The organism is Pseudomonas sp. MIACH, from assembly GCF_001269925.1.
In the GTDB taxonomy this organism is placed as follows: Bacteria; Pseudomonadota; Gammaproteobacteria; order Pseudomonadales; family Pseudomonadaceae; genus Aquipseudomonas.
The window spans coordinates 40,179-53,126 of record NZ_LHVO01000028.1 but is presented as its reverse complement, the minus strand read 5'-3'; the positions used below and the strand labels follow the sequence as shown (position 1 = coordinate 53,126).

Annotated in this window: 9 protein-coding genes; all 9 read right to left on the bottom strand. The window is 61.1% G+C overall.

Annotated features, from left to right (window positions below; all coding sequences use genetic code 11):
• Window positions 1-6 precede the first annotated feature (6 nt).
• The gene (locus AD670_RS10355) at window positions 7-1,539 is read right to left on the bottom strand and encodes an MBOAT family protein (protein WP_053131362.1); all 1,533 of its coding nucleotides are present in this window, start codon (window positions 1,537-1,539) and stop codon (window positions 7-9) included.
• A gap of 155 nt (window positions 1,540-1,694) precedes the next feature.
• Entirely contained in the window at window positions 1,695-2,804 is a 1,110-nt protein-coding gene (locus AD670_RS10350) for a mannuronate-specific alginate lyase (RefSeq protein ID WP_082340950.1), read from the bottom strand.
• An 8-nt stretch (window positions 2,805-2,812) separates the two neighbouring features.
• The gene (locus tag AD670_RS10345) at window positions 2,813-4,261 is read right to left on the bottom strand and encodes an alginate O-acetyltransferase (protein ID WP_053131930.1); all 1,449 of its coding nucleotides are present in this window, start codon (window positions 4,259-4,261) and stop codon (window positions 2,813-2,815) included.
• Between the two features lie 11 nt (window positions 4,262-4,272).
• Window positions 4,273-5,841: a mannuronan 5-epimerase AlgG gene (algG, locus tag AD670_RS10340; protein ID WP_053131355.1), complete on the bottom strand. Its 1,569-nt coding sequence runs from the start codon at window positions 5,839-5,841 to the stop codon at window positions 4,273-4,275.
• Entirely contained in the window at window positions 5,841-7,328 is a 1,488-nt protein-coding gene (locus tag AD670_RS10335; RefSeq protein ID WP_053131352.1) for an alginate export family protein, read from the bottom strand. Before AD670_RS10335 ends, algG begins: the two co-directional genes overlap by 1 nt.
• Window positions 7,325-8,716: an alginate biosynthesis TPR repeat lipoprotein AlgK gene (gene algK / locus AD670_RS10330; RefSeq protein ID WP_053131350.1), complete on the bottom strand. Its 1,392-nt coding sequence runs from the start codon at window positions 8,714-8,716 to the stop codon at window positions 7,325-7,327. The genes AD670_RS10335 and algK overlap by 4 nt, the downstream gene beginning before the upstream one ends.
• Window positions 8,717-8,718: 2 nt before the next feature.
• Window positions 8,719-9,885 (bottom strand): alginate biosynthesis protein Alg44, encoded by a 1,167-nt coding sequence (locus tag AD670_RS10325; protein WP_053131927.1) that lies wholly within the window; start codon window positions 9,883-9,885, stop codon window positions 8,719-8,721.
• Window positions 9,886-9,926: 41 nt separating this feature from the next.
• A complete protein-coding gene (gene alg8 / locus AD670_RS10320; RefSeq protein WP_053131348.1) occupies window positions 9,927-11,408 on the bottom strand; it encodes a mannuronan synthase in 1,482 nt (493 codons plus the stop codon).
• An 83-nt stretch (window positions 11,409-11,491) separates the two neighbouring features.
• Window positions 11,492-12,808, bottom strand: a complete 1,317-nt coding sequence (locus AD670_RS10315; RefSeq protein WP_053131345.1) for a nucleotide sugar dehydrogenase — start codon at window positions 12,806-12,808, stop codon at window positions 11,492-11,494.
• Window positions 12,809-12,948 lie beyond the last annotated feature (140 nt).

Sequence of the window (12,948 nt, the reverse complement as noted above, 5' to 3'; positions counted from 1 at the left end):
GCTCCCTCAGAATTGGAAGTAAAGGAACGGCGAGAAACTCTGCGCCGACAGTTTGAGAATCGACGCCACGAACAGCAGCAGCACCGCAGCGCGCATGGCGTAGCGTGGCCAGTCAGCGGTCCAGTAGGCCGGTTGCACGGCAGCGTCACGGCCAACGGTGAAACCTGGCTCGTGGATGCTGCCCGGGTTGTCGCCCGGCACGGCCTTGATCAGGCTCGGGTCGGCCGGCTTGGTTTTTTCCGCAGGGCGGTTGGTGTAGAAGTCGCGCAGGCCGAAGAACGCCAACGTTGCGTACGCCACCACCAGGGTTGCCACTTGCAGGCCGGTGAGGTTGGCGCGATTGAGTTCCGACAGCGACCACTCGCCAAAGCTGAACATCGCACCGTACATACGGCCGGCGACGTGCAGGTTTTCGGAGCGGAAGATCACCCAGCCCATCACCACCAGCAGGAACGTGAAGGCCCAGCGCAGGACGTTGAAACTGCGTGGCGCGGTGTTGAGGCCGATGGCTTTTTCAATCGCCAGCCACATGCCGTGCCAGGCACCCCACACGATGTAGGTGATGTTCGCACCGTGCCACAGGCCACCGAGCAGCATGGTCAGGAACAGGTTGCGGTAGGTGGTCAGCGTGCCTTTACGGTTGCCGCCCAACGTGATGTACAGGTAGTCACGCAGCCAGGTGGACAGGCTGATGTGCCAGCGGCGCCAGAACTCGGTGATCGACTGGCTGATATACGGCTGCTTGAAGTTTTCCATGAAGCGGAAACCCATCATCAAGCCCAGGCCGATGGCCATGTCGCTGTAGCCGGAGAAGTCGAAGTACAACTGCGCGGTGTAGGCCAGCGCCCCCAGCCAGGCATCGCCGGTGGTGGGGTTTTGCAGGGCGAAGCAGTGGTCGGCCACCACCGCCAGGGTGTCGGCGATGAAGACCTTCTTGATGAAACCCTGCATGAACCGCGTGCAGCCCTCGGAGAACTTGTCGAGGGTGTGGGTGCGGTTATTGAACTGGTCGGCCAGGTCGCGGAAACGCAACACCGGGCCGGCGATCAAGTGCGGGAAGATCGCCACGAACGCTGCGAAGTCGATGAGGTTGCGGGTCGCCGGGGTATCGCCACGGTACACGTCGATGATGTAGCTGATGGACTCGAAGATGTAGAACGAGATCCCGATCGGCAGCAGCACGTGGGTGAGGATAAACGGCTCCAGGCCCGCCGACTTCATCATCACGTTGATGCTGTCGACACCGAAGTTGGCGTACTTGAAGTAGCCGAGGATGCACAGGTCGACCACCACGCCGAGCAGCAGCCAGCGCTGGGCCGGTTTGGTACGCACGCCGGCGGCACCGACCTTGAGGCCGATCCAGTAGTTCCACAGCGTGACGGCGGCGAACAGCGCCAGGAAGTCCACTCGCCACCAGGCGTAGAACACATAGCTGGCCAACAGCAGCAGCAGATTGCGATAGCGTTGCCCGCTCAAATAGTACAAGCCGAGAAAGATCGGCAAGAACAGAAACAGGAACACATTGGACGAGAAAACCATCCCGATCTCTCCATGTTTAACCAACAGTCAAGGGCCAGAGCCCCCCCAAACCCCCCACGAAAAGACGGGGAGGGCGGTACAACATTCCTACTGACGAAACCGGCTCAAACTGTGGGAGGGGGCTTGCCTCCTCCCACATTTCTAACCGAGTTTGCTCAGGAACCTTTGTTGCCTTTTTCATGCGTCGGGTCGTAGACCTTGGTCAGGTCACCCCCGAGGCGGAAGGTCTTGAACGGCTGCATGCCATGCTTGCGCTCGATCACATCCGGGGCGCAGGTGTAGAGGGTGCAGAAGGGTTCGAGCCAGGCGAATTTCATGTCCTGCTTCAAGTCCTTCATGTCCTGCTCCTTGCCGTTCTTCTGTTCGAAGATCTCCGGGTCCTTGACCCCAGCCAGCACTTTGTCGCCCAGGCGCTTGAGCGCACCGTTGTTTTCCTGGCGCAGATCAACCCCGTTGACCAGGGCAAAACTGGCGATCATCGCCAGCGGCGGCAACGCGTAGTTGTGGTACGACAGGGCACGTTGTTGACGCTTCAGTTCGTTAGGCAGGAAGCCTTGGTCGTCGACCTGGTTGGCGCCGACCTTGTATTCCTTCACGGCCCAATCAAACAGGTCGCGACGGTTGGTGGCGATGGAGGTTGCCATTACCGACCAGGCGGCCCAGTAGGAGTGGTTGTTGGTTTTTTCCAGCGGCAGGTTGTCCCAATCGCTGACGACCTGATCAGCCAGTTTGTTGAACCAGGCTTCGATCAGTTGCGATTCCTGCTGGTGATTGGCCAGCGGGCGGGACTCGGAAAACTTCAGGCGTACATAGGCCGAGGCCATGCTGCCCAGTGCCCATTTGCGCATGGACTTGCCGGTGTGGTTGAAGTCCTTGGACATCAATGCATCGGCCTTGGCCCAGCTGGTCAGCCAGTTGAGCGTGCATTCCAATTGTTCCGGACGACCGTCGCGCATGAACTGCATCACGCGCTTGCTGGTGTCTTTTTCCAGCTTGGTGATGTCGGCGGTGCTGTCGCGAAAGGCTTTTTCCGACTGAACATTCAGGGTGGAGCGGGCCTTGTCCGAACCTTCGTACTTGCTGCGAAATTGCAGCGAGCCGGTGTACGGCGCGGGCATGGCATCGCAGTCATTCTTGAAGTCGCCGGTCTTGAACGCTTCAATCGGTGCGAAGTAGCCCTGGGGCGGACGCAGCGGGGCGGCGGCGTTGGCTGCACCGGCGAAGATCGCCAGGCCCAGCAACGATGGAATCAATAACTTCTGCATAAGTAACCTCATTGCCCTGTCGAGGCGGTCTGTTGACCACCCGCTGGGAATACGTTGCGTGTGCAAATTTTCGCTTCGACCTTCTGCGCAGCAGCGCCCGCTTCGGGGCCCTGCACTTCCACGGCCAGCAAGTTCTGCGAGGCCCAGTCTTCATCGGTGCGCAGTTCAAAGGCGAAACGCCCGTCTGTATCGGATGTTTCGGGTTTCTCGATCTTGATGTCCTCGTGGCGCCCGTTCATGTACCAGAGGGTGGCTTGCAAGGTTTTCACCGAGGGGTCGGCGAAGCGGATATCAACCTGATGGTTGGCGTTGCGCAGGTCTTTATTCGAACTGTTAACCATCAATTCGTTCTTGCCGGGTTTCAACGTGGTGCTGGCGCTCATCTGCGCGCTCTTGCCTTCGCAGCCGTTGTCGAGCAGCGACATCATCTGGCGGTAGATGGTCTCCTGGTCCAGGCGATACAGCGGCGAGAATTCCCAGATCAGGATTTTCGGCGGGCTCTTCTGGAATTCGTCGCTGCCCAGGTACTGGATCATCGAGCCTTCCAGGCCGCCGCCGGGGAAGGCGACGTTGAGGATGTCGGCACCGATTTCCTGTTCCAGGAAGCCGGCGAAGTTGTAGTTCTTGCCGCTGTGGCTGGTGCCCACCAGGGTGATCTGCGGGTTGCCCGAATCGCCGAACAGGTCGCCGTCACCGGCTTCGCCTTTCGGCTCGGTGGTGAACTGGTCCATGTACTGGATGGCGTAGCTGGTGCCACACAATTGCCCGGCCATGTTGTGCAGGGTGCCGGTCTTGCCCATGCGCCCGGAGCGTTTGGTCTCGAATTCGCGCTTGGGAATATCGGCGAACTCAGGCATTGCACGCACCTTGGCACCGACGATTTTCGCCGTGCGCTGGGCGCCGTACGGGGTCCAGTGTTGGTCACCGCGGAAGTAGAAGTCGTGGGCCGGCAATTCGTCCGGCAGTTGTTCGTTGGTCAACGGCGACAGGTCCGGCACTACGTAGCCCATCTTGGCGAAACGGCCGAGCATGGTCTTGTAGTTGCCCAGGGCCTTGTCGAAATCGAACTTGGCTTTCTCTTCCGGGTTGAGCTTGTTGCGGTTCACCAGGCCACGGGTCGGCTGGTAGACCACCACCAGTTCCACGCCCTTGGCCTTGAACGCATCGTGTAGCTGCTGCATGCGCTTGTAGCCGGCCGGGGTGGTGTCGAATTCGGTGCGCAGGTCTTCCTGGGTACGGAACAGCCAGTCGCCCTGGGCTTGGACCAGGGTGGTGAAGTTCTGCTGGTAGCGCGTGGTGTAGTTCTTCGCGTCGTGGGCGGCCGGGCACAGGCTGCAGCACGGTTCGGCGGTGAAGGTCGGGGCCTTGATTTCGTCGGCGCGCACGCCCTGGCTGGCTGCGAGCAGGCCGAGGGTCAGACCCGAGAGGCTCAGCAGTTTGATCATGTGTGGGTGCATAAGGGTCATCCTCAGTCCTGCATTTCGGTCTGGCGTTCGACAGGGTCGATCAGCACGGCTTTCTGCTGGCGCACCAGCAGGTCGAGAATTTCTTCCTGACGATCGCCCAACACGCCGGAGAAGCTGATGCCGCTGGATTTGGTCGGCGCCAGCATCGATACGCGGTACAGCTCGATACTCAATGGCGAGTCGATGGACAGCGGCCCGCTGCCGTTACCCGCCAGTTCACCGCCGACCACGATCAGCGAGACCTTGGCGTCGAAGGGGTCGAGGGCGATGTCGCGGTCGGTGTCGGTCAAATCCTTGATGTGGCCGTACACGCCGGTCAGGCCGTTGGCCATGGCGGTGTTCTCGTACAGCTTGATGTTCACGCTGTTACGTATGCGGATGCCGTGGCGACGGTTGCTGATCACTTTGTTGCCCCACAGCAGGTTGTCGCCGCTCTCATAGAGGGTGATGCCGTCGGTGTGATTGCGGTAGATCTCGTTGTCGGCGATCAGGTTGTTCACGCTGTTACGGTCGATCACCAGGCCCGAAAGCTTGTTGTCGTAGCTGCGGTTGTTGAAGATGAAGCTGTCGTTGACCTCACGGGAAATGATGATGCCGTGCTTCTTCTTGGTGCCGTAGACGGTGTTGTCCGCGATGATCAGGCCGTGGGAACGGTCATGGGGGTCAATGCCGTAGACGATGTTGTCTTTGTAGGTATTGCCCTTGATCACGAAGCCCGTGGTCTCGTAGCAGTAGAAGCCGTACCACATGTCCGAGAACTCGGAATCGATGATCCAGCCGGTCGGCTCAGGGCGCTTGAGCACCTTGGCCATGTTCGGCGTGTACTGGGAAATACTCACCCCGTACGACTTACTGTTGGCATAGCCGAAGCTGGCCATCTTGGTCTTGGAGACGTAAGTCTCGGTGCCGCCCCAGGCCAGCAGGAACGGGCGGAATTCCTTGGGCGACTTGAACAGCGCCGGGCCGTTGGCTTTTTCGTCCCAACCGGTGATCTTGGTGTCACGCACAAACAGCTGGCCGTCGTTGATCAGGAACGAACCGGCTTGCTGGGACAGGCGCAGTTCCTGGGTGTTTTTATCGATGTCCAGTATGCCCTTGCGGCCGACCACGATCGGCAACTTGGCCAGGAACACGCCCGGCGAGGTTTCGCTGAAGTACTGCTTGGGCACTTTGCCGAGCAGGTCCTTGAGGTTCATGTAACCGTCGTCGACAAAGATCGCCTGGGGAATACCGTGCTGACGCACCACCCATTCGGCCATCTTGTTGTCGCCGCCGATAAAGTCCTTCAGGGCGTCTTCCTGCATCATGCGGCGGATGCTGATCTTGCCGGGCTTGGTGCGTACGATCTTCTTTTCCATGGCTGCGGCGGTGTAGCCCGACAGGTCCGGCAGGGCTGGCTTGGCCATTTCCAGCGGCGCGGTCGGCGGGCTGGAAATGGTGTAGGTCTTGGCCTGTTGCAGTTCCTTGGCGATGGTCGGCGCCTTGGCCGCCGTATCGGCAAACGCTGTGGCACTGGCCATCAGCATTGCCGCGACGAGTAGGCTTTGAGCATTCATTGCGCAGGCTCCCATCAGAATTTCCAGATCACGTCGACAAACGCGCGGTGCATGTACGAGTCGACCTGGCTGCCGTAGGCATCACCTGGCTTGAACACACCGGCACGGAAACGCACCAGGGCCGACGGCTCGTCGATCGACTGGCTGAGTGCGGCTGGCAGCAGGCCGGTCTTGAAGTACTTGGTGACGACCAGGTCCATCTCCTGGCCCAGGTCTTTCTTGCCGTCTTCAAGGGGCAGGGAAGTGCTGGACAGGATCGCGCCGGTGACGTCATCGGTGTTGTTCTGCACGGCGTCGATGCCGTTGCTGCCGACTGGCTTGTTGCCGTCGACGCGCCAGAACTTGTGGTACACCAGGCTGGCGTCGTAGTCCTCGCGCAGCTGCCAGGAACCGAACAGGCTCATGGACTGCATGTTGTTCATCTCGCCACGAAACGCTTCGCCGAAACGGTGCACGCGGGACTGGGTGCCGGTGAAGTTCGAACGGTTGCTTTGCAGGCCGTTCTGCTCGTACTCGGCACTGGCGCGGGCATAGGCCGCACCCACTTGCCATTGCGGGTCCAGACGCAGGCGGATACCCAGGTCGGTCGCCCAGCCACTGACGTCATCGCTGCGCTTGGCCTCTGTCGGGCGGGTGCCGTCGGCGTTCAAGGCATTGACCGAGTCGCGGTCGCCTTTCATGCCGGTGACGCTGGCCCAGTAGTTGACGGTGTTGGTGTTGCGCCAGTTGTAGGCGTCGCTGTTGGCTTCGATGCCGAGCCAGGTCAGGTCACCGTTCTCGCGCTTGTCCAGGGAGTCGGTGGCCACGCCCGGTTCCGGGTAGTCGAGCTTGCCGTTGTCATGGGTGTGGTGGCCGCGCAGGCCAATCCACTGGCCTGGCGTCCACTGGTAGGACGCGTCGGCGTAGAGGTGCTGACGGTCCTTGTCCTTGGGCGACAGTTCCTTGAGGTCGGTGCGGTATTCGCTGAAACGTTCGGCGACGCCGACGTTGGCCTTGAGCAGGGTGGTGTCGAAGGTCCAGTTCAGCGCTTCGATGTTGGTGTCGCGCCATTGGCCATCGTCGTTGCGCAGGCGTTGGCGACCGAGCTTGAGGATCTCGCCGGGGTAGGGCGTGAAGCCGCTGTAGCCAACCCAGAACTCACGCATGGCCAGGTAGTTTTTCTTGGTCTTGCGGTCGTTGTTGGTGGTTTGCTGGTTTTCGTCATCCGCCGACTGTTGCAGGGTGTCGGTCTCGATGATGTCGCTCGAAGCCACCGCCTGGCCCATGGCATAGGCGCTCCAGTTGCCGCTTTCGCCGTAGATCCACGGGCGCAGGTCGAGGCCGATGCCGTTGACGTCGCCGCCTTTCTGGGTGCCGAGGTCGCGGTCATCTTCGGACTGCGCGGTGGCTTTGACTTCCAGGCCGAAGTTCTTGGCTTCGGTCAGCGCGGCCAGGGTCGGGCACGACCACAGCAGGGCGAAGGTCAGGCCGATGCCGGCCTGCACGAATGGATTGAGCTTCATAGGGATTCCTCGCCGTCTTCTTCTTCCAGGGCGTGCAGTTGCAGTGCGCTCTGGGCCAGGGTGCCGCGCGCGGCCAGTTCCTGTTGCACCAGGCGTTGGCCTTGGGCGCGTTGTTCTGGTGTGAGCGGGGCTTCGAGCTGCGTGGCCAGGTCATTGGCCTCTGGCGTGTCCTGGGCTTTCGCCAATTGGCTGAAGACATAGGCATTCAATGGGTCGGGCTTGGTGCCCTTGCCTTGGGAAAACAATTGGGCGATGGCGAAGTCGGCGCTGTTCTGGCCGTTGCGCGCAGCGGTCAGCAGGTGGTCCAGGGCCTTCTGGGAATAGACCTGGCCCAGGTAACCACGGCGGTAGATCTGGCCGAGGTAGTAGTCGGCAGCCACTTCGCGGCCCACGGCTTTCTGGAAGTGCGCTTCGGCCGCCTTGGCGTCCGCCGGCACCCACTTGCCTTCGTAGTAGAGCTTGCCCAGCAACAGCTCGGCGCGCGGCTGGTCGGCGGCGCGGCCGTTGTCCAGGTACTTCATCATCTGGTCGACGTCGCCCAGTTCGGGGAAGTCGTAGAGCAGTTGTGCCAGGCTGACCCAGGAAGCGGGGTAGCCGGGGGCGATTTTTTCCAGCAGGGCCTGGGCGGTTTTCTCGTCGGTCTTGCCCAGTGTGGCGTCGCCCAATACGCGGGCTACGCTGTCGACGCGTTGGGCGGTGACGGTGCCGCGGCTGTAGCCGGCTTCCATCTGCTTGAGCAGTTCGGCCTGTTTTTCCGGCTCGGCTTTTTTCTGGTAGACCGTGGCCAACTCGACATAGCAGATGTCGGTGGTGTTCAGCGCGGCCTTGCAGATGCGCTCAACGTCATCCAGATGCTGGTCGTAGGTGTCCTGGGTGCGATACAGCAGCACCTGGGCCAGGCCGGCTTCCGGGTAACCGGCCGCCTGCCACTTGCTGATCTGTTGCTGGGCATTCACGTTGGGGAAGCTGTGCGGGTATTGCAGGTACAGCATCGCCAGCGGGATCAGGGTGTTGCCTTCGCCATTGGCAAAGGCTTTTTTCAGCAGGCCTTCGGCTTCATGGTGTTCGGCTTCAGTGGAGCCTGGCTTGGCCACCAGCAGGCGACCAAGACGGGCCTGGGCGCGCGGCGAGGTATCCGCCGCAGCGCGGTAGGTGGCCTCGGCCTGTTTGATTTGCGCCGGATCGCGGGTGCCTACCTGGATATCGGCCAGGCCCACTTGGGCCTCGCTGTAGCCCAGGTCTGCCAGTTGCTGGTAATTCTGCTGCGCGGTGACGGTATCGCCACGCTTGAGCGCTTCATTGGCCAGGCGTTGGTCGGGCAGGCCGGCGCAACCGGCGAGGGCGATGGCCAGCGCCAGGGGCACCGGCAGGGTTCGAAGGGCGCTCATGATTAAAGACCTGCAGCCATGGCTTTATCGATCAGCCAGTTCAGGGATGGGCCACGGTCGCTGGTCACTTCCACCGGGCGACCGGCGTAGGCGCTGTCCAGCGGGGCGTCAGGCTTGATCTGGACGCGGATGTCGGAGGACAGGTCGGCGCTGTTCAGGCTGGTGCTGCTGACGATGGTGCCGGTGCGCACTTGTTCTTCGTCGGCCACCTGGAAGCTCACCGGGGTACCTGGGCGCACGTCACCGAACTGGCGATAGGTAAAGCGAGCTTCGACGTTAGCCTGGCTGCCGCGTGGCACCAGTTGGAAGATCACATCGCCTTTGCTGGCGTACTGGCCGTCGGCGACCAGTTGCTGCGCCACCACGCAATCGCATGGGGAGGTGAGCGTGCCGGTCATTTGCTTGCCGAACAGTTCTTCGACCTTGGCCGGTTGCAGTTGGTCTTCGTCCAGATGGCCCTTGAGCACATCCAGCATGCTGGTGCTGAAGGTCGCCAGTGGCGCGCCTTTGGCTGCAATCGCGTCACCCTTGAGCAGGCTTTGCACGGTGCCGTCGCGCGGCATGGTCACGTTCATGCCAGGCACGCTCACCAGGCCGGCCTGGGCGTGGCTGACGAAGTACATGCCATACACCGACTTGAAGACAAACCCGAACGCGGCGAGGCCGACCAGGAAGATCGCCAGGCTGAACGTCACGGCGCGCAGGCGGCCGAAGGCGCTCATGTTGCTGCCGCCGTCCTTGACCTTGCGCGCCTTGGTGAAGTTGTCGCGTTGCAGGGTCGCCAGCACGTCACCCATGGTCACGATGTCGCCCGACAAGTGCGAGGTGATCAGGTGGCGCAGGGTGGAAATATCCTGGGCGTCGAGGTTCTGGAACTGGCAACCGGTGCGGCCGCTCTGGCGGTCGTAGGAGCGGATCTGCAGCTCCACATCCATGGCCAGGCCGAGGTTATCGATGACGAATTGCAGGCGACCCTTGTGCACTTCACCCACGGTCAACGGCTGGGTGGCGGTGAACGCCAGGCCGCCGGCCGAGAGGTCGATCACCCGTGCTTCGGTCTGGGTGCGGTCGGTGTTGAAGAAGCGCAGCTTGGCCGGGATTTTGACCCGGGCATGTTGGCGCTGTGCTTCGGATTCGTGGACAACGTTGGCGTTTACTTGACTGTTTATGCTCATTAGGGATAGCTCCTTGGTTAATTCAGGCTTGGCTGTCAGACCATCATCAGCAACACGGCAACGAAGATGCTGCCGGCGGAGAAGGTCATGGTCCGAGACGACCAGGTGTTGAACCAACGTTGAAAGCTGGCCAAATCGCGGGTCAGTTTGGTGTCCTGGCGGGTCCAGGACTGTTGATCAAGGCGGAAGAACACGTAGATCTTCACCAGCGCGCCCATGATCTGGTTGTAATAGAGAATCACCGGGTACGCCGGGCCGATCTTGTGGCCGGAGCACGACAGCAGCAGGGTCAGGATCAGGCGGGTGATGCCGATCCACAGCAGGTACGCGAGGATGAACGCGCCGCCGTACTTGAAGGTGGCGATGATGGCCACGGTCAGGCCGAGCAGGGAGGTCCACATCGACACGCGCTGGTCGAACAACACGATGCTGGTGAACAGGCCGAGGCGGCGTACACCCAGGCCGAGGGCGCGGGAGTTCTGGCGTAGGTTGTTGCCGTACCAGCGGAACATCAGCTTGCGGCTGGCCTTGATAAAGCTCTTTTCCGGCGGGTGTTCCACGGTGTGGATCGCCGCGTCAGGCACGTAGAAGGTGTCGTAGCCCAGGCGCATCAGGCTGAACCAGCTGGACTTGTCGTCACCGGTGAGGAACTTGAAGCGGCCCAGGCGCCAGTGTTGCAGCGAGTCGCTTTCCACGTCGGCGATAAAGCCGGGGTCAGTCACGACGTTGGCACGGAACACCGACATGCGACCGGTCATGGTCAGTACGCGCTTGGACAGGGCCATCGAGCACATGTTGATGTGGCGCTGGGCGAAGCGCAGTTTGTGCCACTCGCTCATGATGTAGCCGCCGCGCACTTCGCAGAACTCGTTGGTGGTCAGGCCGCCGACGTTGCCGAACAGCTGGAACCACGGCACGGTCTTGCGCACGACGCCTTCGGCGAGCACGGTGTCGCCATCGATCACGGCAACCACGGCACGGTCGTCCGGCAGGTGGCGCGAGATGGCGCGGAAACCGAAGGCCAGGCCGTCGCGCTTGCCGGTACCGGCGATCCGCACGAAGTCGAGCTTGACGTGGTCCGGCGGGTTCATGCGTTCCCACAGGCTCTTGACCAGCAGCTCATCGGACATTTCCACCAGCGAGCAGACCACGGTGGTGGGGAAGCCGCATTCGATGGCCTCGCGAATCACCGAGCTGTAGACCTGCGCGGTGGTCAGCGCATCGATACGGAAGCTGGTGACCATCAGGAACACATGGGACGGGTCGGCAGCCTTGCCCAGCTTGCGCACTTTACGGCGCAGGTGGGGGTAGACCACGTACAGGAACAGCATGCCGCGAAAGAAATGCGTAGCACCCATCGAGTAGCGCCAGATACCGACGGCGCCAATCAGGAAAATAAAATTCTTCGACTCGGAGTCGAACGTACTCGCCGGCAACAGCAGGGCGAGACCCATCAGCAGGCTCAGGAAGAACAGCCAGCCGGCGGAGTGGAGCAGTACGTGTTTTAACTTGGACATAAGCGTCATCCGAAGGTGAAGAAGGCTTCGAGCTGCAAGCGCTGGGGATTGGTACGCCTGCAGCCCGAAACTTGCCGTTGCTGTTACCAGCAAATGCCTTCGGTACGGCCGGTCGCACAGGTGGCCTTGGACATGAAGCCCACCAGGTCGATCACTTGCTTGCCGTGCGGTGCGTTCTGCGCCAGGGCACGGAACTTCTCATCGCGGTTGCCGAGGATGATCACGTCGGAGTTGTTGATCACTTCGTCGAAGTCCGAGTTGAGCAGGGACGACACGTGGGGGATCTTGCCTTCGATGTAGTCCTTGTTCGCGCCGTGGACACGGGCGTATTCGACGTTGCTGTCGTAGATGCTCAGGTCGAAGCCCTTGCCGATCAGCATTTCCGCCAGCTCTACCAGCGGGCTTTCGCGCAGGTCATCGGTACCGGCCTTGAAGCTCAGGCCCAGCAGCGCGACTTTGCGTTTGTCGTGGCCGGCGACGATGTCGAAGGCGTTCTGCACCTGGGATTCGTTGCTGCGCATCAGCGAGTTGAGCAGCGGCGCTTCCACGTCCAGGGAGCTGGCGCGGTAGGTCAGGGCGCGTACGTCCTTCGGCAGGCACGAGCCGCCGAAGGCGAAGCCTGGGCGCATGTAGTACTGGGACAGGTTGAGGGTCTTGTCCTGGCAGACCACTTCCATCACTTCGCGACCGTCGACGCCGACGGCCTTGGCAATGTTGCCGATCTCGTTGGCGAAGGTCACTTTGGTGGCGTGCCACACGTTGCAGGTGTACTTGATCATCTCGGCAACGGCGATGTCCTTGCGGATGATCGGTGCGTCGAGCTCTTCGTACAGGGACTGCAGGACATCGCCGGAGGCTTTGTCGAATTCGCCGATGACGGTCATCGGTGGCAGGTCGTAGTCGGCAATGGCGGTGGATTCGCGCAGGAATTCCGGGTTGACCGCAACACCGAAATCGACGCCGGCTTTCTTGCCGGAGCAGTCTTCGAGGATTGGGATGACCACGTTGGCCACGGTGCCTGGCAACACGGTGCTACGTACGACGACGGTATGGCGGGTGGCTTTGTCACGCAGGACAAAACCGATCTCGCGGCACACGGCTTCGATGTAGTCGAGTTCCAGGTCGCCATTTTTCTTGCTTGGCGTGCCGACGCAGATCATCGACAAGTCGGTATCGCGGATGGCGTCGGCGAAGTTGGTGGTGCCGCGCAGCCGACCGGTCTCGATACCCTGGCTCAACAGCTCGCCCAGACCTGGCTCAACGATTGGCGATTTGCCTGCATTGATCAGGTCGATCTTATCCTTGGAGATGTCTACGCCGACCACTTCGTGGCCACGGGCAGACAGGCAACCGGCACACACTGCGCCAACGTAACCCAAACCAAATATGCTGATGCGCATCGCAATTACCTCTGTATTTAAATCATGCCATTAGATGGCTGGAGTTCATGTTTGCAAACGTCACAAATGCCGCGAAAGTTGGGCGAATAGACGCCGACTTGCCGCGTACAGGCATGTTGAATAACGAGTGACTAACTATT

Bases quoted from the DNA above. Each gene is read 5' to 3' on its own strand.
- AD670_RS10355 (WP_053131362.1), bottom strand. From the start codon at position 1,539: ATGGTTTTCTCGTCCAATGTGTTCCTGTTTCTGTTCTTGCCGATCTTT.
- AD670_RS10350 (WP_082340950.1), bottom strand. From the start codon at position 2,804: ATGCAGAAGTTATTGATTCCATCGTTGCTGGGCCTGGCGATCTTCGCC.
- AD670_RS10345 (WP_053131930.1), bottom strand. From the start codon at position 4,261: ATGCACCCACACATGATCAAACTGCTGAGCCTCTCGGGTCTGACCCTC.
- algG (WP_053131355.1), bottom strand. From the start codon at position 5,841: ATGGGAGCCTGCGCAATGAATGCTCAAAGCCTACTCGTCGCGGCAATG.
- AD670_RS10335 (WP_053131352.1), bottom strand. From the start codon at position 7,328: ATGAAGCTCAATCCATTCGTGCAGGCCGGCATCGGCCTGACCTTCGCC.
- algK (WP_053131350.1), bottom strand. From the start codon at position 8,716: ATGAGCGCCCTTCGAACCCTGCCGGTGCCCCTGGCGCTGGCCATCGCC.
- alg8 (WP_053131348.1), bottom strand. From the start codon at position 11,408: ATGTCCAAGTTAAAACACGTACTGCTCCACTCCGCCGGCTGGCTGTTC.
- AD670_RS10315 (WP_053131345.1), bottom strand. From the start codon at position 12,808: ATGCGCATCAGCATATTTGGTTTGGGTTACGTTGGCGCAGTGTGTGCC.